Origin of the sequence: Collimonas fungivorans Ter331 (genome assembly GCF_000221045.1) — a bacterium.
GTDB lineage: Bacteria > Pseudomonadota > Gammaproteobacteria > Burkholderiales > Burkholderiaceae_D > Collimonas > Collimonas fungivorans_A.
In genome coordinates, this window is sequence record NC_015856.1 from 431,666 (window position 1) to 457,099 (window position 25,434).

At 54.0% G+C, this 25,434-nt stretch carries 22 protein-coding genes and 1 pseudogene; 20 read left to right on the plus strand and 3 right to left on the minus strand.

The window, feature by feature from the left end; translation table 11 throughout:
- Positions 1-246: 246 nt before the first annotated feature.
- The 6 genes from CFU_RS01765 (at position 247) to CFU_RS01790 (ending at position 7,762) form a co-directional block, all read left to right on the plus strand.
- The gene (locus CFU_RS01765; RefSeq protein WP_238531387.1) at positions 247-3,009 is read left to right on the plus strand and encodes a TonB-dependent receptor; all 2,763 of its coding nucleotides are present in this window, start codon (positions 247-249) and stop codon (positions 3,007-3,009) included.
- 62 nt (positions 3,010-3,071) lie between these two features.
- The gene (locus CFU_RS01770) at positions 3,072-3,788 is read left to right on the plus strand and encodes a MotA/TolQ/ExbB proton channel family protein (protein ID WP_014004331.1); all 717 of its coding nucleotides are present in this window, start codon (positions 3,072-3,074) and stop codon (positions 3,786-3,788) included.
- 1 nt (position 3,789) lies between these two features.
- Complete coding sequence (locus tag CFU_RS01775; RefSeq protein WP_041741083.1) at positions 3,790-4,188, plus strand: ExbD/TolR family protein; 399 nt, start codon at positions 3,790-3,792, stop codon at positions 4,186-4,188.
- A 9-nt stretch (positions 4,189-4,197) separates the two neighbouring features.
- Entirely contained in the window at positions 4,198-4,884 is a 687-nt protein-coding gene (locus CFU_RS01780) for a TonB family protein (RefSeq protein ID WP_014004333.1), read from the plus strand.
- A gap of 139 nt (positions 4,885-5,023) precedes the next feature.
- A complete protein-coding gene (locus tag CFU_RS01785; protein ID WP_014004334.1) occupies positions 5,024-7,135 on the plus strand; it encodes a phosphocholine-specific phospholipase C in 2,112 nt (703 codons plus the stop codon).
- Positions 7,136-7,513: 378 nt separating this feature from the next.
- Positions 7,514-7,762, plus strand: a complete 249-nt coding sequence (locus tag CFU_RS01790; RefSeq protein WP_041741084.1) for a DUF7706 family protein — start codon at positions 7,514-7,516, stop codon at positions 7,760-7,762.
- A 367-nt stretch (positions 7,763-8,129) separates the two neighbouring features.
- On the opposite strand, the gene CFU_RS01795 is transcribed toward CFU_RS01790, so the two are convergent.
- On the minus strand, positions 8,130-9,155 hold the full coding sequence (locus tag CFU_RS01795; protein WP_014004335.1) for a LacI family DNA-binding transcriptional regulator: 1,026 nt from the start codon (positions 9,153-9,155) through the stop codon (positions 8,130-8,132).
- A gap of 194 nt (positions 9,156-9,349) precedes the next feature.
- Here CFU_RS01795 and CFU_RS01800 point away from each other — a divergent pair, with 194 nt between their 5' ends.
- The 4 genes from CFU_RS01800 to CFU_RS01815 all read left to right on the plus strand — a co-directional run bounded on the left by CFU_RS01800 (position 9,350) and on the right by CFU_RS01815 (position 12,977).
- A complete protein-coding gene (locus CFU_RS01800; RefSeq protein WP_014004336.1) occupies positions 9,350-10,438 on the plus strand; it encodes a fatty acid desaturase in 1,089 nt (362 codons plus the stop codon).
- 83 nt (positions 10,439-10,521) lie between these two features.
- Positions 10,522-10,836, plus strand: a complete 315-nt coding sequence (locus CFU_RS01805) for a MocE family 2Fe-2S type ferredoxin (RefSeq protein WP_014004337.1) — start codon at positions 10,522-10,524, stop codon at positions 10,834-10,836.
- A gap of 52 nt (positions 10,837-10,888) precedes the next feature.
- Positions 10,889-12,142, plus strand: coding sequence for an NAD(P)/FAD-dependent oxidoreductase (locus CFU_RS01810; protein WP_041742921.1), 1,254 nt, complete (start codon positions 10,889-10,891; stop codon positions 12,140-12,142).
- Entirely contained in the window at positions 12,135-12,977 is an 843-nt protein-coding gene (locus CFU_RS01815; RefSeq protein WP_014004339.1) for a sugar phosphate isomerase/epimerase family protein, read from the plus strand. Before CFU_RS01810 ends, CFU_RS01815 begins: the two co-directional genes overlap by 8 nt.
- Positions 12,978-13,118: 141 nt before the next feature.
- Here CFU_RS01815 and CFU_RS01820 read toward each other — a convergent pair whose 3' ends face one another.
- On the minus strand, positions 13,119-14,042 hold the full coding sequence (locus tag CFU_RS01820; protein ID WP_014004340.1) for a LysR family transcriptional regulator: 924 nt from the start codon (positions 14,040-14,042) through the stop codon (positions 13,119-13,121).
- A 192-nt stretch (positions 14,043-14,234) separates the two neighbouring features.
- Between CFU_RS01820 and CFU_RS24310 the strand changes: the two are divergent.
- The 5 genes and pseudogenes from CFU_RS24310 to cnbZ all read left to right on the plus strand — a co-directional run.
- Positions 14,235-14,365 (plus strand): annotated as a pseudogene (locus tag CFU_RS24310) (VOC family protein); the annotation flags it as partial.
- Between the two features lie 103 nt (positions 14,366-14,468).
- Entirely contained in the window at positions 14,469-16,199 is a 1,731-nt protein-coding gene (ggt, locus tag CFU_RS01830) for a gamma-glutamyltransferase (RefSeq protein ID WP_014004341.1), read from the plus strand.
- A gap of 268 nt (positions 16,200-16,467) precedes the next feature.
- Positions 16,468-16,890 carry a VOC family protein gene (locus tag CFU_RS01835; RefSeq protein WP_014004342.1) on the plus strand — a complete coding sequence of 141 codons (423 nt, stop codon included), beginning with the start codon at positions 16,468-16,470 and terminating at the stop codon, positions 16,888-16,890.
- Positions 16,891-16,916: 26 nt separating this feature from the next.
- Positions 16,917-17,870, plus strand: coding sequence for an amino acid ABC transporter substrate-binding protein (locus CFU_RS01840; RefSeq protein WP_041741086.1), 954 nt, complete (start codon positions 16,917-16,919; stop codon positions 17,868-17,870).
- A gap of 199 nt (positions 17,871-18,069) precedes the next feature.
- Positions 18,070-18,843, plus strand: coding sequence for a 2-amino-5-chloromuconate deaminase CnbZ (gene cnbZ / locus CFU_RS01845; RefSeq protein WP_041741087.1), 774 nt, complete (start codon positions 18,070-18,072; stop codon positions 18,841-18,843).
- Between the two features lie 155 nt (positions 18,844-18,998).
- Here cnbZ and CFU_RS01850 read toward each other — a convergent pair whose 3' ends face one another.
- The gene (locus CFU_RS01850; protein ID WP_014004346.1) at positions 18,999-19,970 is read right to left on the minus strand and encodes a LysR family transcriptional regulator; all 972 of its coding nucleotides are present in this window, start codon (positions 19,968-19,970) and stop codon (positions 18,999-19,001) included.
- Between the two features lie 102 nt (positions 19,971-20,072).
- Here CFU_RS01850 and CFU_RS01855 point away from each other — a divergent pair, with 102 nt between their 5' ends.
- From CFU_RS01855 to CFU_RS01875, 5 genes are all read left to right on the plus strand, one after another.
- Complete coding sequence (locus tag CFU_RS01855) at positions 20,073-21,176, plus strand: alkene reductase (protein WP_014004347.1); 1,104 nt, start codon at positions 20,073-20,075, stop codon at positions 21,174-21,176.
- A 99-nt stretch (positions 21,177-21,275) separates the two neighbouring features.
- Positions 21,276-22,445, plus strand: a complete 1,170-nt coding sequence (locus CFU_RS01860) for an NADH:flavin oxidoreductase/NADH oxidase (RefSeq protein WP_014004348.1) — start codon at positions 21,276-21,278, stop codon at positions 22,443-22,445.
- A 65-nt stretch (positions 22,446-22,510) separates the two neighbouring features.
- On the plus strand, positions 22,511-22,894 hold the full coding sequence (locus CFU_RS01865; RefSeq protein WP_014004349.1) for a nuclear transport factor 2 family protein: 384 nt from the start codon (positions 22,511-22,513) through the stop codon (positions 22,892-22,894).
- 208 nt (positions 22,895-23,102) lie between these two features.
- Positions 23,103-24,122 carry an alpha/beta hydrolase gene (locus CFU_RS01870; protein WP_014004350.1) on the plus strand — a complete coding sequence of 340 codons (1,020 nt, stop codon included), beginning with the start codon at positions 23,103-23,105 and terminating at the stop codon, positions 24,120-24,122.
- A gap of 173 nt (positions 24,123-24,295) precedes the next feature.
- Positions 24,296-24,793 (plus strand): nuclear transport factor 2 family protein, encoded by a 498-nt coding sequence (locus tag CFU_RS01875; RefSeq protein WP_014004351.1) that lies wholly within the window; start codon positions 24,296-24,298, stop codon positions 24,791-24,793.
- Positions 24,794-25,434: the final 641 nt, after the last annotated feature.

Genomic DNA, 25,434 nt, shown 5'->3' on the forward strand with positions numbered 1-25,434 from the left:
GATTGGAACGTTCTAATTATATCGCTATCGGTGCCATGATGGCGATGACGACGCATTTCCCCCTGGGTAAAGATTGTCTTCGGGCGACTGTCGTATCGAAAAATTAGAACGTTCCAATTAACTAATTCTGGCTAGTCGCTTCGCCCGCATATCGGTCAAGCGCAGCTGCAAGCAAAGCCTAAATCACACAATGGGGAAAGCATGTTCTACCAACAGGGGTGCAAAAATTATCTACGGCAATCGGTGATGGCGCTGGCAATCGGCGCAGTCTTGCCGGTGCTGGCCCATGCGGCGGACGGCACGAGCGCCACGCAAGATCAGGCATCGCAAAAGCCGGCAGCGCAGGCGGGCGATGGCAACAATGGGGTTGAACGGTTGCAAAGCGTCGAAGTGACCCGCAAGCGTTCGCAAACCAGCGCTGCGGTCGCCACCAAGCAGACACAAGACCGCGTCATGGACGTGGTGACGAAAGAACAGATCGAAACCTTGCCCGATGCCAGCGTGACTGATGTCGTCAAGCGTATCGCCGGCGTCTCCGTGAGTTTTAATGGCGACACCATCAATGGCCGCGACGAAGCGCAATTCATTGCCATCCGCGGACTCGACGGCAGCTATAACAACGTGGTGATCGATGGCGCGCCGATGGCGTCGGTCGACCAGACCAGCCGCAGCGCCCGCACCAATATGCTGCCGGCATCGATGGTCAAGGAAGTGCAGGTATTCAAGACCTGGCAACCGGACATGGATCCGAACGCAGTGGGCGGATCGGTCAATATCGTTACTCGTAGTGCTTTCGACAATGGCGGTAAGCCATATCTAAACGCCAGCGTAGCGCTGGGCCATGCAGGCGGCACCAGCAAAGTGCTGTCCGGGGCCGAGGGGCTGGGCAAAAAAACCGATGTCACCATCAGCAACACTTTCGGCCCGGACAAGGCGCTGGGTTATGTGATTTCGGCAAACTACGAAAAGGAAAATACCACCTCCATCGGTCACATGACGACCGATAATATTTTCTACAACTATTACAATGCCGACGGCACGATCGCCAATCCGGCGGGCAGCGGCGGCCCGAATACCGGTAACGGAATTGCGGTTCCACAGCAGTTCAAGTATTGGCAATATCAGAAAAACCTGGAACGCCAGGGCATCAATGCCAAGCTTGAAGCAAAATTCAATCCCGATGTTTATGGCTTCCTGTCGCTGGGCTATAACAGCGAGAGCATGCATGAACGACGTAATGAAACCTTCATCGACGATAGCCGCAGCACGGGCGCCAATCCAGTGTCGAACCAGACCCAGACGTCCGGCCAGTTCGCGCGCGGAGAAGCTGAAACAGGCTATTCGGCATCGACCATCAAACGCACGGTCGAATCGATCCAGAGCGGGATCGACTGGAAACTGGACGACAACAAAGTTCTGTCCTTGCGCTCCTCGCTGTCGGAAGCCAGTCATCGCGAGCCGCGCGAGCTGGCTAAATACATTTATGCCAATTTCAAGTATCCAGGCGCCGGCTTGGCCCCGGTGCTTAGCGGCACACCGGGACTGGCCATGGGCTACGACACCTCCGGATTCGAACCTGCGGTCAGTCTCAACAATCCTTCCAACTTCACTAATCTGAATAATTGGCAGGCGTATTACTGGCGGACCGAGGCAGTCAAGATCGATGACCGGGTAGGCAATCTCAAGCTCGACTATCGCTGGAATCAGGACAGCGATTCGCGCGGACTGGGCGCTGCTGCGGGGATAGACTACCGCCGCCTGAACCATAGCTACAACTATACAAACACCCAGTATTATCCGACTGCAGGCGGCATGACGATGGCCGGCAACGGCTACGTGTCGAGCACTATCATGCCAAACAGTGGCGGTCTACCGTTCTTGATCGTCAATTCGGGAGCGGCCTGGCAGCAATTGGCCGCCAATGGCAATATCATCGCGCCCAACAGCGCCAATCTGATCAATAGCACCCAAAGCAATTACTCGCATAGCGAGCAGACAGCGGCCGCTTATGCCATGGCGTCCTACAGAACGGATCGCCTGAGCGCCATGTTCGGCTTACGGCAAGACAACACCACGCTGTCGACCACCGGCAATGTGCGCAATAACGTCAGCGGCGCCACCACCTGGTTGTCGCAGACCAATGACTCGAAATACAATTTCCTGTTGCCGGCGGCTTCGTTGGTGTTCGATGCGACCAGTACGGTGAAGCTCAAGGTCGCCGCCAGCCAAACCATCGGCCGGCCAAACTACGATGCCTATGCGCCGAATACCACGATTTCGCAAAACACCGACGGCACGGTCTCGGTAACACAGGGCAATCCGAACATCAAGCCGCGCGAATCGAATAATCTCGACTTCTCCGCCGAATGGTATTTACCTAACTCCAGCCTGGCGTCGCTCACCGTGTTCGACAAGCGGATCAAGAACGAAATCTATACCCTGTCAAGCCAAGGAACGCTGTTTTACAACGGCGCTACCCGCACAGCGGCAATCACCCAGCCGCTGAACGCCTCCAGCTCGACATTGAACGGCGTCGAATTGAACTACGTGCAAGGCTCGCTGGGCTGGTTGTCGCCTTATCTGCAAGGACTCGGCTTTAGCGGCAACCTGACCTTCCTGAACGGCGAATTGAACGCGATTACCTCATCCGGCGCGACGCGCAAGATCAATCACCTGGTCAATCAGCCAGACCAGATTCGCAACCTGACGGTGTTCTACAACTACCAGAAGTTCGGCGTCAACGCCGCTTACAACTGGACCGGCACCAGTTTGCGCCTGGTCGACGCCAACTTGCCAAGTCAGGACGTGTACTGGCAACCGCGCAAGCAAATCGACCTGCAGGCACGTTACGACCTCGGTGCCGGATGGAAGGCGGTTGCAGAAATCGGCAATCTGACGAATTCACCGGTCACCAGCGTAACCGGGCAAAACCGGAACCTGTTGAAGGATACCTTTTCGTTAGGCAGAACCCTCTGGATCGGCCTCAACTACGCTCCGAAAGATCTATAAATCCTGGCTCCTGCCGGCGCGCCGCGGGCAGGAAGTTTCCCCATTTATCAAAGGAATGGAATATGAACGCATTTCAACAATTCATCGACCTGAGCATGCAGTCGATGGGCATTATTCCGCTGCTGGCGCTGATATTATTGATAGTGCTGGCGGTGGCCATCGAGCGCATTGCTTTTTTCGGACGCACCGTGCCATCGGGCGCCAGGATCGACCGCGAATTGTCCGCCATCGATCATCGTCAGGAACAGGCGTTGCGTGAAATCGCTGTCCGCTATCGCGCCACGGTGTTCGGCGGTACTTTGCAGGCGGTGGTCGATGCGCGACATCTGGATACTCCTGACGCGATGGATCGTTATGTAGACGAAGCTATCGTGCGCACGATGCCGCAACTCGACAAGCATCTGTGGCTGGTGAATGCGGCCGTGACGCTGGGACCGCTGATCGGCTTGCTCGGCACCATCATCGGCATTACCGAATCGTTCAATGTGCTGGGAGCAGCTGGGCCAAGTGCGGGGGCGGTGACGGGCGGGATTGGCCATGCGCTGATCGCTACAGGTTGCGGCCTGATCGTTGCGGTCGTAGGCGTAGCCGCCAACAGCTATTTCGACAAACGCGCCCGGCTGACCATCTTGCAACTCGATCTGTTGAAACTGATGTGCATCAACCGTTTGCACCTGACCGACTACAGCGTTGGCAAAGTGCGTTCGGTCCACGGGTCGCACGCCGCTGTACAGTCGGCGTTTGTACGTCCTGTCGGCGCTGAACTGGCAGGGGCATAAAATGAGCCGCACCCGCTATATGGAGTCGCACGAGCCGCATATCGAGATCATCCCGATGATCGACATCATGATGTTCCTGCTGATTTTTTTCATGGTGACGATGCTGAAGATGATCGATGCCAGCGGCATCAAGATCAATGTGCCGCAAGCATCAACCGCGGCGCCTCTGCCAAAAACCTCTTTGACCATCACGGTGAAGAAGGACGGCGATCTGTTTCTCGATGGACAAGCTGTTTCAGCAGCGTTGCTGACGGAGAAAATCAGGAAGCAATCCCTTGGCGCCAAGCTGGAGGTACTGATCGCCGGCGACAAGGAAGTGTCGCTGGAGAATTTGCTGCGTGTGATGGACGTAGCCCGTGCCGCCGGCGTCGATGATATCGGCATCGCCGCTAAACGTTGAGGTGAGCAGATGAGCTACGCAATGTCAGGCGCAAGCCTGCTGCCGGAACCAGAAACGAGCCTGCGCTGGCCATTGGCACTGTTGATCGCTGGCGCCGTCGAGTTGACTTTGATCTTTCTGGTATTGGGTACTCATGCCAAGCCGGTTGTGGCATCGCTGCCGGCGCCGGTAAAAATTGCGCGCCTGGTGACGATTGCCGATGTACCTGGAGAGCCGGATCCGGCACCAACTGCGCCGCCGCAAAAACGTGAATCCCCGAAACCTGCCGTCAAACCTTTGCCGCAGCCATCGCCGAAACCGCAGGCTGATGCGGCCCCAGTGGAATCCAAACCGGAATTACAGGCAGATAGTACGCAGCAAGAGGCGCCTCCGGCAGCATTGCCTGTCGTGCAGAGGACGCAAGCGTCGACCTCCGCAAAAGCGGACAAGCCAGGCGCCGTGCGGCGCGGCATCGTACCCCTGGTCAGGGTTGAGCCAGATTATCCGGCGCGTGCGCTTGCCGCCAACACCGAAGGCGTCGTGGTAGCCCATGTGACGATAGAAAAGGATGGCAGCGTTAGTAATGTAAATATCGTGCGCGCGCAGCCGCCGAAGATTTTTGATCAGGAAGCCATCCGCGCATTGATGCGCTGGAAATTTTCTCAGAACGACGGCGGCACGGTCGGAGAGGTGGAACTACATTTCACTTTGAACTGACTGCTGCAAATGACAGCAGGTATAAAAACTGGGCAACGGTGGCGCAGGCGATGACCGTCGCCGCCTAATGCGGCGGTCGGCGACTTATCGTGGTTAAAAAATATCGCCTAACTTTTTACACTAAAGACAATTTTCATTTATGACATCTTCTTCGCAAAGCAGACGCCGATTCCTGAAACTGGCCGCCGGTTCAACCGGCGCGGCGTTATCCCTTGGCGGCTTGCCTCTGTCGATTCAAAAAGCACTGGCCATTCCCGCATCGTCTCCGACCGGCACCATCAAAGACGTGAAACGTGTGGTGATATTGATGCAGGAGAATCGTTCCTTCGATCATTATTTTGGCACGATGAAAGGAGTACGCGGATTCGGCGACCGGATACCCAGGCCGCAGCCGAACGGCAAATCGGTGTTTCACCAGCAGGGCAAGAACGGCAAACTTATCCTGCCGTTCAGGATGGAAATGCAGACTACGAGTGCGGGTTGCGCCGGTGGCGATTTGCCGCATGCGTGGTCTGACCAGCATGCAGCCTGGAATCATGGCAAGTACGATAGCTGGATCGAGGCCAAGAAAAATCCAGTGACAATGGGTTATTTCACAAGGGACGATATTCCCTTTCATTTTGCGTTGGCGGAAGCTTTCACCATTTGCGATGCTTATCATTGTTCTGTACCGGGATCCACCAATCCCAACCGCTTCCATCTGATGACCGGCACTATCGATCCATCCGGCGCTGACGGCGGCCCGGTCACGTACCAGCCTAGGCCCGGTGTCTGGTCTGGCGTCGCTGGCGAAATCCCGCATGCTGCCGACAGTTATAGCTGGACGACGTATCCAGAACGCCTTCAAGAGCACAACGTTTCCTGGCGCGTTTATCAAGGCACGAACGACATGAGTGCCTCCAGCGGTGACTATCCGAGCGACTTCAATGTGCTGCAGCACTTCTTCCGACAATACCAATCCGCTCCGGCAACGTCGCCGTTATGGATCAACGGTTGCAGTAAATACACATTGGAAAATTTTGCGGCCGACGTGACGAATGGCACTTTGCCTCAGGTGTCGTGGTTGATGCCGCCGTTGGTTAATTCAGAACATCCGATCCGGACGCCGGCATATGGCGCCAGTTACATCAGTCAGGTGCTAAATATTCTGACGTCCAATCCGGCCTTGTGGAGCAGTACCGTGTTCCTGGTTACCTATGACGAGAACGACGGATTTTTTGATCACATGGTGCCGCCTATGCCGCCGATGTCCCGCTTGAACGGACTCTCGACGGTCGACGTTTCGCAGGAACTTCATACTGTCGGTGACTACGTCAATCGGGCAGATAAGCTGCCATATGGCTTGGGAGCTCGAGTTCCGATGTTCGTCATATCGCCATGGTCGAAGGGCGGGGCGGTATGCTCCCAGGTATTTGACCACACCTCGATACTCCAATTCCTGGAACAGGTTTTTGATGTTCAAGAACCGAATATCAGTCCTTGGCGCAGAGCTGTGTGCGGCGATCTGACCTCGGCCTTTGATTTCTCCAAGGCGGATGCGAGTAAGCCACGTTTGCCAGACACGTCCCGATATCAAGACACATCGGATGCCCAATGCAAGCTGCCGCCGCCAGCTCCACCGGCATTGGCTGTGCTGCCACGGCAGGAAGCCGGTATACGCCGGGCCAAAGCATTGCCTTACGCATTAGCTGTCGAGGAACGGCACGATATTGACGATAACCTGGTCTGGCTGGATTTCACGAATACCGGAAACGCCGGCGCAGTTTTTCAAATCTATGCGGGCGGCACTTCTGATGGCCCCAGGACTTACACGGTCGAAGCCGGCAAGAAATTGTCGGATGCATGGCCGGTGGCTGCCAAAACCGAAATCTACGATCTTTGCGTCTACGGTCCGAATGGTTTCTTGCGTCAATTCAAGGGAACAATCTCGGCTGCGGCGATGAAGCGAGAACCTGTCGTAAGAGCGCATTACGATGCTATAAAGGGCAATGTCTTTTTGACTATCAAGAACAGTGGGAAGACCGCGATAAAGGTGACGGTAATCGATAATGCTTATGGCAATGCATCACGTACTCTGACGATCGCCGGCGATACCAGCGTGAAGGAACGATGGCTGCTCACATCCAGCAATCAGTGGTATGACCTTAGCGTTAGCGCGGATGACGAAGGTCATTTTGTGCGTCGTTTAGCCGGCCATGTCGAAACTGGAAAGGACTCAACTTCCGATCCGGCGCCTCATTTTTCTCAGTAGAAAATGAATCAGAAATACGTCTGAACCATGTGGCGAGAGTACCTGGGCTCAAGGGTGAGCCAAAACTCGGCGGTCATCACGGCTATCTTTCAGCCGGCGCACCGTTTCCATCTTCTGCAGGCGGCCAGCGGCTATTAAATTCGTAAATCATATTTCTATGTACGGTTTTCCCTACGGTTATTTCGGGATTATCCGATGGACGGGACAGATTGTTTTCTGTAATTATTAATCTCGTAATTGATCAATTCTGTTTCAAACAGGGCTCAATCAAGCCTGATACCGGTGGTAATCGATTATTTATAAATAATTGATGCGGAACGACAATCTGAGATTTGTAATCTGGTTCTCGATAAACCCTTGCTATGAAGAACTTTCAAAATGGACGAATTGACTAGTGTCGAGTTCCAAGACAACGTTGAAGCGGCATTCACGATCACGATTTCGCACGCAACCGGGCATACCACGCTGATGAAAGATGAGGCCTTGGCGATAGTCCATTTTATGACGCGAATCGGATGGCCGGATTTGCTCAAACATTCAAAAAATAACGACGAAGCATATGTAATGATGAGAGCAATTGATAAAGCTCAAATAGCGTTTTGTAATGCGCAACGTCGGCCCATATAACAGATTCATGTTCGCTAGATTCTGTCTATCTGATTATTTTGGTAGTTCCGCCATCTGAAATGGACCCGCGCAGTTATTACGTTCCTCGCATTGGAATTATTTGATTGCAGAACTAAAATATGGACAAGTGATTGAAAATAATGACTTTGTCATTGGACTTGCAGTCATGAGCCGTAAAGGCAATTGTTGGGATACTCTCTGCCCGAAGTGGACCGCCCATATCTCCAGGCGTTGCTAAGGATAGTCGATCGACCTCGGGGATTCAATTTCTCAATAGCGATGGCCTGGTCAAGGTTGCTGATCCCCACAATGCGGGATGACGGGAAAAGAAGAACCGATCACCTACGCACGGTATCAGTGGTAATCGTTAGACGTTCGCTGCAGTGTAGGTGGTAAACGGCAGAATACTCTGCACCGAATCTTTTGTGCCCTTGGCACAAATGGCGTCAGACATCACCTCGACCAGGCGGCGGGCCATCCATTCCTGCGGATGCGAAATGACCATGTCGACCCGGCCATCGATCAGCGCCTGCCGGGTGATCTCGGTCAGGTCGGGGCAGACCGTGACGAGTCCGGGTGGCCCGTCGCCTTCTTGCAGAGCCTGAATCACTCCCTCGATCCCGCCGCCAGCCACATAGATACCGACCAAGTCCGGGTGGCGCTTCAACAAATCCAGTGTGGCTACTTGAGCCAGATGGATGTCCTCCAGGCTGATCAAGGTTTCCAGCACCTGAAATTCCGGTGCGTATTCGCGAAAATAGGAGCGGAAGCTGATTTCGGCCTGCTCTTGGCACAGGTAGCGGTGGCTGCCCACCATGAGGCCGACCTTCCCCGGAACGCTGCTGAGGCGAGAGATGGCCCATGCCGCCGTGCGGCCGACTTTGCGTTGATCGAGTCCGACATAGCCGGCGCATGCCTCGGCGGTCAGATCCGAAATCAGTGCGAACACAGGCGTGCCCTGGGCGCTGAGCTGGCCGATCGCCTGACTGATCTGCGGATGGTCAGCGGCTACGATGGCGATAGCATCCACCTTGCTGCTGAGTTCATGCAGCTTTGCGACCATGTGCTGCGGCGTCAGTTCATCGAGAAATTCGACAATGGCTTTCCCGTGCGGGGCGGTTTGCATCTGTGCGGCGACGATCAGCGCTTCGCCCAGTGCGCGGTAGAAGTGGGTGCTGCGTTTTTGCAGGATGAATCCGAGCCGGTAGCCGGCCATTCTCTCGTCGATGCGATGGCGAATCAGCCCGGCGCGGCGAAAGCCGAGGTTTTCCGCCGCCTCCAATACTCGCTGTGCGGTTTCCGGCCGTACGCTTGCCCTCTTGTTGATCACCCGATCGACGGTCGCTACGCCGACGCCGGCTTCCTTTGCTACATCCGTCATCGTTGGGTTCATGATATTTCCTCATATTTGATAGAAACCATCATTCTGCATTTTGAATCATTGATAGTTACTGATGCGGAATGCGTCTTCCTTATTGTAGATCATTTCCAACTAACTATACTTACAACAGCTGAATGCTGTCACTGCAGCGGGTCCGATATCTTGATATTAGGAATGAGATACTTTCGATACAAGGATGATAGAAAATGATAGATGATGTGATGGATAGAGACTACAGCCTTGAGGGGCCGTGCGGTAAACAGGCTGCCACCAAAGGGCTGGTGTCGGCGCAATGGTTTGCCTGCACGGTCGATCGCAAGCAGATGAAGCAGCTGATGCAGCGCGACGACCGGCAAGGGCTCAAATATCTGGGCAGCTGGCTGCTGCTGTTGATCGGCAGCGGGACGCTGGCTTACTTCTCGTGGGGCAGCGTCTGGGCGGTGCCGGCATTTCTACTGTACGGCCTGTTTTACTCGATGTCGGACCACACCTCGCACGAGCTTTCGCACGGCACGCCGTTCAAGAGCGGCTGGTTGAATACATTCTTTTCTCAGCTGTCCGCCTTTATGGCGCTGCACGAACCGGTGTACTGGCGCTGGAGCCATGCGCGCCACCATACGGACACGATCATCGTCGGCAACGATAGGGAAATCGCTTTTCCGCGCCCAATCCGGTTGCTGGGTTTGTTCGCCGACTTTTTCTTTCTCAAGTCCGGTACCATCGAACTGTTGCGCATCATCCGTCATGCGTTCGGTAGCGTGAGCCAAGCCACTCGCTCGTTCGTGCCTCCTTCCGAGATCAAACGAATGATTCGTATGAGCCAGCTTTACACGTTGATCTTCGGCGGTACAGTGGCTTGGTGCTTCGCAATCGGCAGTATCCTCCCTGCGTTGTTTATCGTCCTGCCACACTTCTACGGCGCGCCGCTGAGCCAGGTGTTCAACATCACCCAGCATGCCGGCCTGGCCGAAGACGTGCTCGACCACCGTGAAAACACGCGCACCGTACAGCTCAATCCTTTGCTCGCCTTCCTCTATATGAATATGAACTACCACGTCGAACACCATATGTTCCCGATGGTGCCGTTCTATAACTTGCCCAAGCTGCACGCGTTTATCAAGGACCAATGCCCGCCTGCGCATCCGGGATTGCTCGATGCTTACCGTGAAATCATCCCCACGTTGTGGCGTCAACGCAAAGACGCGAGTTTTTACGTCAAGCGCCAGATCCCGAGGCAGATCGATGAACAGTCTGCTTCTGGCAGTACCCGACAGAAACAGACCACCTACGCATAAGCAAGAAAGCGCGGCACAGCCCTCCCCAAAAAAACCAGCCATGCCGGTAAAGCGAGCCGACGGCGACCAACAGGACAACAGCAATGAGCCAATGGATAGCAGCCTGCGCAGTAGACGACATCGAGCAGGAAGACGTCGCGCGCTTCGACCACGAAGGACGCACCTTCGCCATCTACCGGTCCCCGGATGACGCGTTTTTCGCGACCGACGGCGTCTGCACTCACGAAAAGGTACATCTGGCCGACGGTCTGGTGATGGACCACATTATCGAGTGTCCCAAGCATAACGGCCGCTTCGATTATCGAACCGGCAAGGCGCAGGGAGCGCCTGTCTGCGTCAGTTTGACGACTTACACCGTCAAGGTCGAAGGCGATCAAGTGTGGATCAACCTGGACTGATGCCTGATACAAGGCTGTTATCGCGGGGAACGCAAAATCGTGGGATATGCAAATGATTCGACCGTCCGAACCTATCATCATCGTCGGTGCCGGCCAGGCCGGCGTGCGGGCCGCGCTTGCGCTGCGGGAGCAGGGTTACGACGGTTCGTTGCTGCTGATCGGCGATGAGCCGCAACTGCCCTATGAACGTCCACCGTTGTCCAAGCAAGTGCTGCTTGGCAGTCGTGAACCAGACCAATGCACCATCGGTGGCGCTGATCTTTTCCTGGAACAAGACATTCGGTTGTTGACCGGCGTCAGGGTCGAGCGCATCCGAAGAGAGATTTCCAGCATCGCACTCGATGATGGAGCGACGCTGGCTTACAGCAAGCTGTTGCTGGCAACCGGAGGCAGGGTGAGAACCGTGACTGTGCAGGGGGCAGGGCTCGCTGGCGTTCACTACTTGCGTACCATAGAGGATGCGCTGCAACTGAAAGCACAACTGTTACCGGGACAGCGCGTGGTGGTGGTTGGCGGTGGGTTCATTGGGCTTGAGGTCGCCGCATCTGCCCGTGCCCTCGGCTGCAGCGTGACGGTACTGGAGGCTGGAGAGCGCTTGGCGGCGCGGGCGTTACCGCCGCAGCTTTCCGAAAAGCTGCTCCAACTCCATCGCGCGCGCGGAGTGGATGTCCAGTTGCAAAGCCGCATCGAGGCTTTTGCCGGCACGACAGCAGTGCAAGCGGTCGCATTGGAGGATGGCCGCAATGTGCCCTGCGATATGATCGTGGTTGGCATCGGCATCGCGCCCAATGTTGAACTGGCGGTCGAGGCAGGATTGGCTGTCGTCAACGGCATCCAGGTCAATCATCGATTGCAAACCAGCGATGAACATATCTATGCCGTGGGCGATGTGTGCGAATTCCCTAGCGCGTTGACCGGGCGCACGATGCGCTTGGAAACTTGGCGCAATGCCGAGGAACAAGGTAAGCATGTGGCACGCACCCTGCTGGGTTACGACGAGCATTTTGCCGCGCTGCCCTGGTTTTGGTCAGATCAATTCGATTACAGCCTGCAGATTGCCGGGGAGCCTCACATGGCAGTCCATTGCATCGAACGCCCACTAGCGGACGACGGGCTGCTGATTTTCTTCCTGAATGAACAGCTTCAGCTTGTGGCTGCCTGCGGCTGGGGGCGGGGCAATAGCATTGCGAAGGATATCAAGATAGCCGAAATACTGATCAAGGCGCGCCGAACCATTGCTCATGAAGCCCTGGCAGATCCAGCCGTCGGTCTCAAATCGTTATTGAAGGGCACATCAGATGCATAAGCGCCTTCTGGTTTTCCAATCCATGTGGGCCATGGAGCGTCGCCACAGTGACGGCTATGAGCGCAGCCTGGAGGAAAATATTCACAAGCTGGCCGTCGCCGGTTTCGACGGATTTACCGACCATTATTACAATCGAGAGCATGTCAAACGCCTGGTGGCGACCTGCAAGCCGTTGGGACTTCAGGTGGAAGGGCAAGTATTCCCCACTGATATTGACGGCCTCAAGCCGGCGCTCGAGCTGGGGGTAGAATTCGGCTGCCACCACCTCACTATCCAGGCCGATCTGCGGCCACGCTCAGTGCTCGAAGCCATCGCAATCCTGGAGGGTTGGCAACGGCTGGCCGAACAGGTGGAGTTTCCGGTGCTGGTGGAAACCCATCGTTATCGGCTGACCAACGACCTGCTGTTTACGCTGAACGTACTCGATCAATATCCCAATCTGAAACTGGTAGCCGATTTATCGCACTATGTGGTGGCGCGAGAGTTTCCCGAACAACCTTCCGTTGAAGACCACGCTCAGATCCGCAGAATTCTCGATCATAGCTGGGGATTCCATGGCCGCGTCTCCAACGGCCACCAGGTGCAGGTGCCATTGAGCTTTCGCCAGCATCGATCTTGGGTGGCCCTATTCAACGATTGGTGGCGTTACGGGATGGAGAGCTGGTTGAAGCGGGCAGGAGAAGATGACACCCTGTCCTTTACCTGCGAGTTGGGACCACCTCCTTATGCCATTACAGACGCTGACGGCAACGATATAGTCGACCGTTGGGAGGAGTCGTTGATGCTCAAGGGTATCATCGAAAATACTTGGTGTGAGGCGGTCAGGGCAAACTGATCGGGCTATCTCGGAAGCGAATAAATGTAGCTATCTGACTGTCCGCACACTCTCGCTCCATGTCCTGTTATGTTTAGTTCAATTACATCGTTGACGTCGGCCGAATTCTGCGATTTCCAGGCGCAGATTACTGAACGTTGTTCAACGCGCGCCTTTTGCAATATCGGATTTCAAATTTTCCGTGCAAACGACTTCCTTTGCCTTTGCAGCTCTGGTAAGGCAATTCAGCAATTCATCGGCAGCGATATTCGCGGCAGGGGTGACATGTTGCAGTACGCCAATTTCCCGAAAAAATCCTGCATTCCCTAACGGTAAAATACGCAATTTCTTGCTCGACGCGCCTGCAGCGAGATCGTAAGGAATAATGGCGACGCCGAGCCCTTTTCTGACCATTTCCATGATCACCATTGGTTCGTCCAATTCCATCGTATCGTTCACATGCAGGCGAGTGCGCTTAAGGTAGCGATCAACCAGCTGGCCGCCGTAAGATCGCCGGCTGTAGCGCAAAAACGGATGCGCTGCCAGCAAGTCCTTGACCGTCTTCTCGCGCGCTGACAGTGGTGCGATTGCCACGTAGGTTTCGCGCAGCATGGTTGTCCATTTCAAACTCTTCGTCATTTTCAGATTGGGACGAATCATGACTGCAAGCGACAAATCGTTGCTGTCGATTTGCGACATCAGTTGAACCGAGGTTCCCGGCACCACGTTGACTTCAACTAATGGAAAGCACGTCCGGAAATCCGCCAGCGCTGCCGGCAGCAAGTTCAACTGAACAGTGGAGATGGCTCCGATGTCGATTTTCCCGCGCGTAGCGGTGACTTCTGTCTGTCCTTTCATGGATTCAAAAAGCCTGATGATCTCTTCTGCGGTGCGCAGCAGCTGCTTGCCGTGATCGCTGACCGTGACAGACTTTCCCACGCGCGTAAACAGCTCGCAATTCAATTCATCTTCCAGACGCCTGATCTGCATGCTCACCGCAGATTGGGTCAAGCCAAGCCTGGCGCCCGCGGTCGAGAACGATCCCAGTTGTGCTGCGGCGATAAAGGTTTTCAGGTAGCGGATCATGGTTATGAAAAAATTGAATTAACTGGATCAAAAAACATAATTTTACATCACAAAATCATATATATAAAATTCCCTAAACCCCTGACGCACAAAGGGTTTTTTTGATAACAAGCAATTCTAATCCGCGGCCTTCGCGCCTAGTTCGTAGCCGACTTGCCGTCACCGGTCGACAGGTAGGAAAGAGGATGAATGATGAGGTCGACATCACTATTCGATTTGGCATTCTCCGTGAAGACATTACCCAGGAACGCGCTTTTTACGGCGGCCTGCTGGGCTGCCCTGAAGGTCGTAGCGACGAGAAGTTGGTGGATTTTAATTTCCATGAACGTTAACTGGAGGCGTGTTTTGCTCCAGATGAAACCGGTCTTAATTCGGTGAATTAAGGTGTGTCACAAGCATTATAAATTTACATAGGGGGGTGGTGAAATGAAGAATATTCAAAATAGGATGTCGAAGACAATTCTTGTTGCGACGTTAGCAGTTTCGAGTTTCTTGGCCGGTTGTGGGGGCTCGACCGGCGGCATTGAAAGTGCCACGGCATTGTCGGCCGGCGCTGCCGCAACGGGGGACAACTTCAGCGCGCAGGTGGCGCAGCAAATTCTGAATGTTGGCGGCAATGCTGTCGACGCTGCAGTCGCGACTGCTTTCGCGCTCACGGTCACTTATCCGGAGGCAGGCAATATCGGCGGCGGCGGTTTCATGACCATTTACATGAATGGACAGCCGTATTTCCTGGATTACCGAGAAATGGCGCCCGCTGCAACGTCTACGAATTTTTACACGCAGTTCACGACCGCGGACGGAAAGGAGGATCCCCAGAGTAGCATCCAGGGCGCGCAGGCCGTTGGCGTACCGGGTACTGTCATGGGGCTCTGGACGGCTTGCCAGAAGTTCTGCAAGTTACCGTGGCAACAGTTGCTTGCGCCGGCCATAGCGCTTGCTCGCGACGGTTATCTTCCTGCGCAAGCCGAAATCGACAGCTACAAAAGCACAGTGGCAGGTTATCAGGTTTATCCTTATCCGTTCAATCTGTCTGAGTACTTTGGTGGAATGACTGCGGGTCAATTGTTCCGGCAACCAGACCTTGCAGCGACGCTTGAACGGATTTCCGCGACAGGCGCCGACGAGTTCTATAAAGGTAAGACGGCTGATCTGCTTGTCGCGTCGATGACGCAAGACGGTGGGAAAGGCGTGATCACAAAAGGCGATCTGGCATCGTACAAAGCAGTTTGGCGCGAGCCGATTTCCTTTAATTGGAAAGGAATGACGGTACTAACCGCACCGCCCCCGAGTTCCGGCGGCATTGCCCTGGCGCAGTTGCTCGGCATGAAGGCCGATCTCAATGGCTCGCTTTTCTCTGGAGTGTCCGTGAACACTGCCCAGTACATTCATTTGAGCGCAGAAATAATGAAGCGTGTGTTTGCGGATCGAGCACAATTTCTTGGTGATCCTGACTTTGTCACCGTACCTGTTTCGGGCTTGCTTGACCCAACTTATATCGCGCAGCGTGCGGCCGAAGTGAATCCGACATCCATATCGCCTACGGCGAGTGTCCAGCCGGGTAAGCCTAAGTTCCACACGACGCATTTCTCGATCATCGATAAATGGGGTAACGCAGTGTCAAATACCTACACGTTGAATAATCCATATGGAAGCGGTGTGGTCGTGCGAGGAGCGGGATTTGTGCTAAACGACGAGATGGATGACTTTGCAACGGTGCCGGGTCAACCAAATTCTCTTGGTGTGATTGGAGGGGACGCTAACGCTGTTGCACCCGGGAAGCGGCCACTTTCATCGATGTCGCCGAGCATCTTGCTGAAGAATGGACAGGTGGCGATGGTGATTGGTACGCCTGGCGGATCGCACATCTTCACATCGTTGTATCAGGTGCTGTCCGATGTGTATGACTACAACATGAGCCTTGCAGATTCCGTGAAGAACATGCGCTTCCATCATCAATTGCCGCAAGGAACCGTCGTCTATTACGAACCGTATGCACCTTTCCCGCCGTCTCTCGTCTCGGAACTGGCGACTCGAGGCTACACAGTGCAGAACGGGGGATTCAACACCGACGTGCAGGCCATTCAAGTTGTGAACGGCAGTCCGCTTCCTGTTTCCGATCCTCGCGGCAGGGGAGCTTCAGTGATCGCTAGGTAAGGTTGCCAGCACATATATATTTTCGGAAGGAGGGGCTCGGCTCCCTTCTTTTTTATGTGCCGAATGATTAAGCCTGTTCTTATGAAAAATTTGAATTACGATGATAAAAAATGATAATTTCACATCATAAATTAATATATGTAGACTGTCTTAAATCCCTGACACATAAAGGGTTTGCAATGGTGAGCGAACCCGGCTAACGGACTTCGTTCCTTGTTCTTAGCCGGCCAACCGATTATCAATTTATTTTTAGAAAAGAGAACTCAAGATGACATCGACACCACTGTTTCATTTGGCATTCCCTGTGAACGACATTGCTCAGGCACGTGCCTTTTACGGCGATCTGCTGGGCTGCCCTGAAGGACGCAGCGACGAAAAATGGGTGGATTTCAATTTCTACGGACATCAACTGGTGGCGCACCTGGCTCCGGACGAAACCGGTCTTAGCGCAACTAATCCGGTGGATGATCATGATGTGCCGTCACGCCATTTCGGAGCAATCTTGTCCTTGCCAGAATGGGAAGCGCTGGCAGCCAAATTGAAAGCCGCCAACATCAAATTCATCATCGAGCCATATATTCGTTTCAAGGGAGAGGTTGGTGAGCAGGCCACGATGTTTTTCCTGGATCCGTCCGGTAATGCGCTGGAATTCAAATCGTTTGCGAATATGGATTACATCTTCGCAAAATAATTACTGAAATCATCGGGAGAAAAGAAATGAAAAAACTCATACTGGCGCTTTGCATCATCGGCAGCCAAACCATGCAATCGAGTCATGCGGCACAAGGTGAAGAGCTGAGCGGAACCTTGAAGAAAATCAAGGAGAAAGGCACTATCGTCCTTGGCGTTCGAGACTCGACCAAACCATTCTCTTTTCTGACCGATAAACAGGATTATGAAGGCTATTCGATTGACTTGTGCCTTTCTATCGTCAAGGGCATACAGCGTAAGCTAGGTATGTCGCAACTGAATATCTCGATGCTGCCGGTGACAGCGTCAAGCCGTATTCCGTTAATTCAAAACGGCACAGTCGATATCGAATGCGGCAATACGACCAATACGGCAGAACGTCAGAATATCGTGGAATTCTCGCCCACATTTTACGTCAGCGGTTCCCGCATTCTGAGCAAGCGCAGCAGCAACGTGCAGACGCTCGCCGATCTTCGTGGCAAGAAGCTTGCTATCAATAGCGGCACTACTCATATCAAGATGATCTCCATACTCAATAGTGAGCAGAAGCTTGGTATTGATATTGTTACGTCACGCGATACTGCAGAGGGAGTTCTTCTGGTCGAGACCGGTAGAGTTGCCGCTTTCGTGAATGACGATATTGTGCTCGCTTCGCTGGCAGGCGGCAGCAAAATGAAGGATGAGCTAGTCGTCAGTAAAGATGCGCTTTCCGTCGAGCCGTTCGGGCTAATTTATGGCAAGGACGACCCGGCTTTCAAGCAGGTGGTCGATAGCAGCGTCACGAACATCTTCAAGTCCGGAGACATCAAGAAGATCTACGCAAAATGGTTTCAATCGCCGGCGTTGCCGCATGGCCAGAATCTGAACTGGCCGATGAGTCCTGAAACGCAGGCCGCCATCGCGAAGGTCACTAACTCTTCCAATCCAACAGACTATGCGCCATTACCAAAGGAACAGTTGGCGGTGGCTAAAAAGAAGTAAGGCGCATTGCCATGTCGAAGAAATGATTGAATGACCGTGAATTCTCCTCTGGCATGGCCAAAAATTGCATCTATCAACGTGATAGATCAGCCATCCGGTTAGGAGAAACGGAATGTAGTTGCGAATAGCTTAATGTATTGTTTGTACCCCGTGGCACATTCCCTGTCTTATCCACATAAATCCTCTGAAGGAACATTTGATGTCAAATCAACCTCACGGGCAACCGGTAGCTCTGATCGAAAACAGCGCAGGCAATTACAAAATTCTTCCGAGCGGTGCAGCCTATTGCTCCGGTATTATTCCCGACCCTGGCTTCGAGGTCATCCGCGTGGAGTTACAGTCCTGGCTTCCCCTCGAGCGAGCCTATGCCTTTATCGAAACGTATCTCAAAGGCGTAGGACGCCCCGTTCAGGCGTTCTGTGGAATCGAGTTGCGGGTCCCCGAGCCGTTGACTTTCGACAAATGGTCGACCTTCAACGTTCCGTATCTTGAGCAACTGCGTAAGTGGGCGCTGATGTCTGGAGACTACAGCCTGGTTTGTCGTTCCAACATTGCACTGGACCTTTATCCACCCACGGCCACTTCAATGTGTGCGTTCAGCTTTACCGCGCCCGCGACTTCGAATGGCCTCACCTTCCTGCTCTCGGGACAGGCAGATATCGGACCCGACAACAAGATCATTGCTGAAGGCGAAATTGGTTCCCAAGCCATGCAACAGCGCGCCCGCTTTACCATCGACACGGTTGCTGAAACACTGAAAAAGCTCGGGTTTTCTTGGGAAGACACCACCCGGGTAGCTTTGTTCCACGCCCACGACATTCCGGAGCTTTGGGGCCCTGCGTTGCTTGGAACGATAGGTGAACCAATCCGCCGTGGAGTTCTCGTCTATCGCGCGCGTCCGCCGATTGCTGGTGGCGAGGTGGAACTCGAAGCACGCGCCATACGACGCGATCTTGTCGCGACGATACTATAGGGGCAGACATGACTCTGCGCGGAAGTCTTGGAGCGGTCTCGATGGATTGAAGTGGGAAATAGGCTCGAAGCCGAGATTAGGCACGAATTTATATTTGCAGCATCACGTGTGCCGATTGCTCAATGCTTCCGTCATGCTACATGGGGAAAATTAAATCAAGACGTTTCCGTCCTATTGGCGCTGCGCATGAAATCAACAAACGCACGCAGCTTTCCGGGCATGTGCTTGCGATGCGGATAGTAAAGATGGAATGCGTCATCTAATGCACTGTGGCGCTTTAATACCTGACGAAGCATGCCACTTGCCAACTCTTGCTCCGCAAAATCCTCGAAAACGAAACCAATACCTTGACCTTGTATTGCCGCATCAAGGACGGATCGCATTTCGTCAAAAATAAAACGCCCTTGAACATCGACTTGAACCATTTGACCTCGATCTTCGAACTTCCATTCAAAGAATCTTCCGCCAACGGAATACCGCTGGCGAATGCAGTTGTGCTTTAGCAGTTGCTCCAGAGTCTGCGGCTCAGCGCGCTTGCTGAAGTAATCCGGCGCAGCCACCACAATTCTTTTTTGCACTGCTCCCAACTGCACGGCGACCATGTCGTTTTGCACTCTTTTCCCCATGCGTATCCCGATATCGAAACCGGCATTGACGATATCGCTAAGTTGGTTATCCAGTGATATCTCGACATTAATCAGCGGAAATTTCTCCAGGAACGCCTGAAGATGCGGTTCGATCAAGATACGGTATGCAACGTATGAAGAGTTGACGCGCACGGTGCCGGACGGTTGATCCGTTGCTGTTAAGACCCGTGACAAGGAGCTTTTGATCAGCGCCAGGGCAGGCGCTAATTCAGCATTCAGGAACGCTCCAGCCTCGGTCAAACTGACACTGCGTGTTGTGCGGTTAAACAGTCGTATATCCAGTTGCGCTTCCACGCTTTTGATAGTCCTTGATACCGCTGTTGGCGTAACGCCCAATTCTGCCGCAGCCCGCGCGAAGTTCAAATGCCTGGCAGCTGCCTCGAAGGTCAACAGGCCAGGAAGATGTACCGATGGCAAAGGGAGTGCGCCCTCGATGCCCTCGGTGCGAGTTAATTGTTGGATTATGATCTTATTGTTCATACTCTATGTCCACTTATGCCTATTTACGTCATTATCACCGATCTCCATACTTAGTACAGCAAGGAATTTCATCCGGCAGAACAGTTATCACAAGGAATCAAAATGACACGCAACATCCCATCGACAGATCTTTTCTCTCCCATGACGTTGGGAGCCTTATCTCTGGCTAACCGAATTGTCATGGCCCCGTTAACGCGCAGTCGCATGGGGGCAGATGGCGTGCCAAATGAGATGCACGCTCGCTACTACGCGCAACGCGCCAGCGCAGGTCTGATCATTAGCGAAGCAACCAATATTTCCGCGCAGGCGCGCGGGTATGCATTGACGCCAGGCATCTGGACTGAAGAGCAAGTCGCGGGTTGGAAACTGGTAACAGATGCAGTACATGCAGCCGGTGGCCTTATTGTTTGCCAGTTGTGGCATGTGGGGCGCTTCTCGCACGTGGATCTGCAGCCGGATGGCGCGGTGCCGGTAGCGCCTTCCGCGATTCGCGCAGAAGGACAAACCTATACCGAAAATGGAATGATGGATGTCTCCATGCCGCGCGCGCTGGAAACATCCGAGATCCCAGGCATCCTCGAGCAATACCGACACGCAGCCGTATGCGCAAAACGTGCCGGCTTTGATGGTGTTGAAGTGCACTCTGCCAATAGCTATTTACTCGATCAGTTCCTGCGTGACTCTACAAATCAGCGTACAGACCAATATGGTGGTTCGATCGAGAATCGCACGCGACTCACGTTGGAAGTAACCGCTGCGGTGGTCGACGTCTGGGGTCATGAGCGCGTCGGCATTCGCCTCTCTCCCGTGACCCCAGATGCGGGTAATACGCCCTTGGACAGCCAGGTAATGCAGACGTATGGCTACTTGATCGAGCAACTGAATCGCTTCCAACTCGCTTACATGCATTTTGTCGAAGGAGCTACGGCCACGTCGCGTGTCGTGCCTGAGAACGTGAATCTCGATGCGTTACGCGCACTGTTCAAAGGGCCATACATAGGCAACAACAATTACGACCTTGAACTGGCTGTTAGTCGTCGGGCTGAAGGCAAGGTCGATGCCGTGGCTTTTGGTCGTCCGTTCATTGCCAATCCAGATTTGGTGCGTCGTTTGCGAGACGGCGCCGAGCTTGCCATAGCGCTACGCGAAACCTATTACGGCAACGGCGAAAAGGGTTATACCGATTGGCCTGCGCTAGCTGGGTAAGCCGCCTGGTGAGCAAATAAAGGCACCATATAAACAGCAAAAAATAACGAGATGATCTCTTCGATTTGACTATTCAATCTATTTTTCAATAACAGAACAATGAGCAAACTTTTTGAGCCTCTGCGCCTGCGCGGCGTCACCTTGCGCAACCGCTTCGCCCTCAGTCCAATGTGCCAGTACACGGCAATAGAAGGTCATGTCAGCCATTACCACACCATTCACTACGGCCGTTTTGCGCTTGGCGGCTTCGGCCTGTTGATGGTCGAAGCTACAGCGGTCTCGCCCGAAGGACGCATTACTCATGGGGACCTGGGGTTATGGGATGACGCTCATGTACAAGGCTTGTCGCACATTGCCGCTTTTGCCAAGGCCTACGGTGCAACACCTGGAATCCAGCTTGCTCATGCTGGGCCCAAAGCCAGCATCCAGCGAGCCTTTGAAGGTAACGGCCCGCTGAATGAACGCGATGCAGCACGCGGCGAACATCCTTGGTCAGTCGTCTCACCGAGCGCCCGGCCAGTGGCCGATGGCTGGCTGGTGCCCACCGCTTTGGATGCAAACGGCATCGCCAAGGTACGTTCAGATTTTGTCGCTTCGGCACATCGCGCCCTTCGGGCAGGTTTCGATGTGCTGGAACTGCACTACGCACATGGCTTTCTCCTCAACGCATTCCTGTCACCGCTGACCAATGACCGCACCGATGAATACGGCGGCAGCTTTGAGAACCGAATCCGTCTGCCACTGGAGATCGCTCGCGAGGTACGAGCGATCTGGCCACAGGACAAACCGTTGTTTGTGAGGCTGTCGGCTGTCGATGGTAGCAGTAACGGTTGGACCATCGACGACAGCGTTGCTTTCGCCAAAGTCTTGAAGACAGTGGGCGTAGACGTCATTGATTGCTCGTCTGGTGGTTTCGGCGTCTACGACTACCCGAGTGGCTATGGCTTTCAGGTGCCGTTCTCTGCGCAGATTCGTCGCGAGGCTGAAATCGGCACCATGGCCGTGGGACTGATCATCGATCCGTGGCAGGCCGAAGCAGTAATCGGCTCTGGCCAGGCCGACATCGTGGCGCTTGGCCATGCGGCTCTTCGCGATCCGCACTTTCCGTTGCATGCACAACAAACGTTGGGGAGCGCCAGCCCAAATGCAGCGCATGCAGACTGGAACATTCAGGCCGGCTGGTGGCTCGACAATCGCGAAACCAAACTTCACCAGTTGGGACCTTGGGCACCAACAGTGGACGCCGCTGCGGATGGCCGCAGGGGGTGATTCCCAGGCCAGCCAAGAGTGGCCGTTTTTTTACAATGAATCGCACTAATAACCAGGAGTGAAAAATGAACAAACCTACTTACGTGCCGGATTATCAAGCCATCGTCGAGGTACTGAACAAATACAACGAGGGTTGCAAACAGGCCAAAAGCAGCATCATGAAGACAGCTTTCAGTGAGCAAGCAACGATGTTTAGCGTTAATGGCGATGGTAAGCTGACCGGCGGCCCGATCCAGGCATTGTTCGATGGCATTGACAGCGCATTCCGCCCGTCTCCGGAAGCTCAAGGGGCAATCGTCAAAGTCGACATCGTGGGCACAGCAGCCAGCGCGCGCATCGATACCAATGACGTCTCGGGCTTTTGCTTTACAGATTTCTTCAATCTGCTGAAAGTCGATGGCAAGTGGACGGTAGTCAGCAAGATCTTCCACACCCACATCGCGCCTTGAGCCTCTGGTCTCCCATGAACACGTGGCAGATGAGGCTCTCGCCATGTCTGCTGCGTTTTTCTTTGCAGCCGAGCGGTGCTGGAACTGAGCGTCCGGCACACCGCCTTGAAGAAGCTGCCTTCGACCGCCTGATCGACGACGCAGCAAAATAATAAAACAGCTCACTATTTAATCATACATACACTCAGTCACTAAAAAGAAAAACATCATGAAAACCCTCACCTCCGCTCTCGCCCTTTCCGTCCTGACCCTGGCGGTCGGTAACGCTTCCGCAGCCGACCTGCCCGGCGTCGAACACAACGTAGCAAAATTCTTGCAATCCCTTGAAGGCGGAAAGACGCTAGACACCATGACGCCGGCCGAGGCCCGCGCCGTGCTGGTGAGCGCACAGGCTGGCCCCAAGGTGGCCTTGCCGGCGGCTGACGTCAGCGAGAAGACGATCCGCGTCAACGGCGGCGACCTGAAGCTGACCATCGTGCGTCCGGCAGGCAGCAAACAGAAGACCCTGCCAGCGTTCATGTACTTCCACGGCGGCGGCTGGATGCTAGGCGACTTCGCGACCCACGAACGGTTGGTGCGTGACCTTGTGGCAGGTTCGGGCGCGGTGGCGGTCTTCGTCAATTACACCCTGTCGCCTGAGGCGGAATACGGCGTCGCCATCGAGCAAGCCTATGCCGCGACCCAATGGGTGGCCGAACATGGCAAGGAGATCAACGTCGACGGCAAGCGCCTCGCCGTAGCTGGCAATAGTGCGGGCGGCAACATAGCCGCCGCGGTTGCCCTGATGGCGAATGAGAAGGGCGCACCTGCACTGCGCTCGCAAGTATTGCTGAGTCCGGTGACGGATGCAAATTTCGACACGCCGTCGTACAAGCAATTTGCCAACGGCTACTTCCTGACGAAGGACTTGATGGTGTGGTTCTGGGACAATTACACGACCGATGCCAAGGCACGCAAGCAGATCTACGCTTCGCCGCTGCAGGCGACGACCGAGCAGCTCAAGGGCTTGCCGCCGACGCTGATCTTGACCGCCGAATTCGATGTCCTGCGCGATGAAGCCGAAGCTTATGGCCGCAAGCTCGACGCTGCGGGCGTGCCTGTGAAGTCGGTGCGCTACAACGGCATGATTCACGATTTTGGACTGTTGAATGCATTCAGCCATCTGCCGGCGTCCCGCAGTGCGATGGCGCAGGCGTCGCAAGAGCTCAAGGCCAACCTGGACAAGTAATTTCAAAGGCAAGGAATCCACAGGTCACGGCAAAGCTGCGGAATTCATGACAGAAAACACGTCGTTCATCTCATGCCAGGCCACAGCAGCAGCGAATTTTTTCGCAAAGTCTGCTGTGTTTTTTTGCCGCCGAGCATCAATCAGTAACTGCAACCCTTATTAGGAGTAACTAAATGAAAATGACTTTTATAAAGACTTTGTTTTTCGTGGCAATCATTACGGGCTTGGGCGCGACTGCTCAAGCAGAAGATATCTCGCGCGACCAACAAGCCATCATTAGTAAAACCATAAGCAAACCTACTTACGTGCAGGAATATCAAGCCATCGTTGAGGTACTGAACAAGTACATTGAGGGCTGCAAGCAAGCCAAGAGCAGCATCATGAAGCCCGCGTTCAGTCAACATGCGACGATGTACAGCGTCGGCGCCGATGGCAAGCTGACTGGCGGCGCGATTCCAATCCTGTTCGACGCAGTCGACAAGAATTTCCGCCCATCTCCTGACGCACAGGCCGCTATAGTCCGCATCGAGATCGTCGGTACGGCGGCCAGCGCTCGTATCGACGCCAACGATATGTCAGGTATCTCCTTCACCGACTTCTTCCATCTGCTGAAGGTCGAAGGCAAGTGGACTGTGGTCAGCAAGATTTTCCAAGAGCATCCAAACCACTAAATCCTCAATTGGTAAACGTATATGCGCGCCCAAGTGGTGGGAACGGGGTCGTACACCTGCGTTAATGTGTTGCTACACTAGCTTTTTCTCGGAAAAATCAGTATTCGAAGAGAATAAATGTCTCAGACATTATTTGAATGTCTGAGACTTTATTTGCACGAAACATAATGATAATGACTAATAAAGTCTGTCGCGACCGGTGGCTGAGAAGGCTTATATTAAGGAATTTCCTCTGACTATATCTCTCTAAAGTCTGTCACGCCCTTCTTAAAGAAGCAGTTTCCCAATTGAGCGCGTGATCGCTACGGAAGGGATCGCGGAAGAAATTAGCCCTAAGGCAGCCGCACTACGAGAGTTGCGGCCGCTCGCATTCGTCGACGACTACTTGCCTTATTTACGCGGCTTGCCGGCCGACATCCATGCGGCCCTGGTGCTCCGAGAACTCAACGGGAGTCCTAATACAGGAGATGAGGTGGCATTATCCCACTCCCAACACCTGAATCTGGCAGAGTTCGCATCCTGGTGGTTGAGCAAAGACCGCTAAAAAGAGAGTCAAATTCGAGGGCATACACGCCCACATCTGATCGGATTGGGGATGGTCGCGGATTCGAGAGAGGAATTTTATGTTGAAATTCCGTGTC

Excerpts from the sequence above, each read along its gene's own strand:
- CFU_RS01765 (WP_238531387.1), top strand. The coding sequence starts at position 247 with ATGGCGCTGGCAATCGGCGCAGTCTTGCCGGTGCTGGCCCATGCGGCG.
- CFU_RS01770 (WP_014004331.1), top strand. The coding sequence starts at position 3,072 with ATGAACGCATTTCAACAATTCATCGACCTGAGCATGCAGTCGATGGGC.
- CFU_RS01775 (WP_041741083.1), top strand. The coding sequence starts at position 3,790 with ATGAGCCGCACCCGCTATATGGAGTCGCACGAGCCGCATATCGAGATC.
- CFU_RS01780 (WP_014004333.1), top strand. The coding sequence starts at position 4,198 with ATGAGCTACGCAATGTCAGGCGCAAGCCTGCTGCCGGAACCAGAAACG.
- CFU_RS01785 (WP_014004334.1), top strand. The coding sequence starts at position 5,024 with ATGACATCTTCTTCGCAAAGCAGACGCCGATTCCTGAAACTGGCCGCC.
- CFU_RS01790 (WP_041741084.1), top strand. The coding sequence starts at position 7,514 with ATGGACGAATTGACTAGTGTCGAGTTCCAAGACAACGTTGAAGCGGCA.
- CFU_RS01795 (WP_014004335.1), bottom strand. The coding sequence starts at position 9,155 with ATGAACCCAACGATGACGGATGTAGCAAAGGAAGCCGGCGTCGGCGTA.
- CFU_RS01800 (WP_014004336.1), top strand. The coding sequence starts at position 9,350 with ATGATAGATGATGTGATGGATAGAGACTACAGCCTTGAGGGGCCGTGC.
- CFU_RS01805 (WP_014004337.1), top strand. The coding sequence starts at position 10,522 with ATGAGCCAATGGATAGCAGCCTGCGCAGTAGACGACATCGAGCAGGAA.
- CFU_RS01810 (WP_041742921.1), top strand. The coding sequence starts at position 10,889 with ATGATTCGACCGTCCGAACCTATCATCATCGTCGGTGCCGGCCAGGCC.
- CFU_RS01815 (WP_014004339.1), top strand. The coding sequence starts at position 12,135 with ATGCATAAGCGCCTTCTGGTTTTCCAATCCATGTGGGCCATGGAGCGT.
- CFU_RS01820 (WP_014004340.1), bottom strand. The coding sequence starts at position 14,042 with ATGATCCGCTACCTGAAAACCTTTATCGCCGCAGCACAACTGGGATCG.
- ggt (WP_014004341.1), top strand. The coding sequence starts at position 14,469 with ATGAAGAATATTCAAAATAGGATGTCGAAGACAATTCTTGTTGCGACG.
- CFU_RS01835 (WP_014004342.1), top strand. The coding sequence starts at position 16,468 with ATGACATCGACACCACTGTTTCATTTGGCATTCCCTGTGAACGACATT.
- CFU_RS01840 (WP_041741086.1), top strand. The coding sequence starts at position 16,917 with ATGAAAAAACTCATACTGGCGCTTTGCATCATCGGCAGCCAAACCATG.
- cnbZ (WP_041741087.1), top strand. The coding sequence starts at position 18,070 with ATGTCAAATCAACCTCACGGGCAACCGGTAGCTCTGATCGAAAACAGC.
- CFU_RS01850 (WP_014004346.1), bottom strand. The coding sequence starts at position 19,970 with ATGAACAATAAGATCATAATCCAACAATTAACTCGCACCGAGGGCATC.
- CFU_RS01855 (WP_014004347.1), top strand. The coding sequence starts at position 20,073 with ATGACACGCAACATCCCATCGACAGATCTTTTCTCTCCCATGACGTTG.
- CFU_RS01860 (WP_014004348.1), top strand. The coding sequence starts at position 21,276 with ATGAGCAAACTTTTTGAGCCTCTGCGCCTGCGCGGCGTCACCTTGCGC.
- CFU_RS01865 (WP_014004349.1), top strand. The coding sequence starts at position 22,511 with ATGAACAAACCTACTTACGTGCCGGATTATCAAGCCATCGTCGAGGTA.
- CFU_RS01870 (WP_014004350.1), top strand. The coding sequence starts at position 23,103 with ATGAAAACCCTCACCTCCGCTCTCGCCCTTTCCGTCCTGACCCTGGCG.
- CFU_RS01875 (WP_014004351.1), top strand. The coding sequence starts at position 24,296 with ATGAAAATGACTTTTATAAAGACTTTGTTTTTCGTGGCAATCATTACG.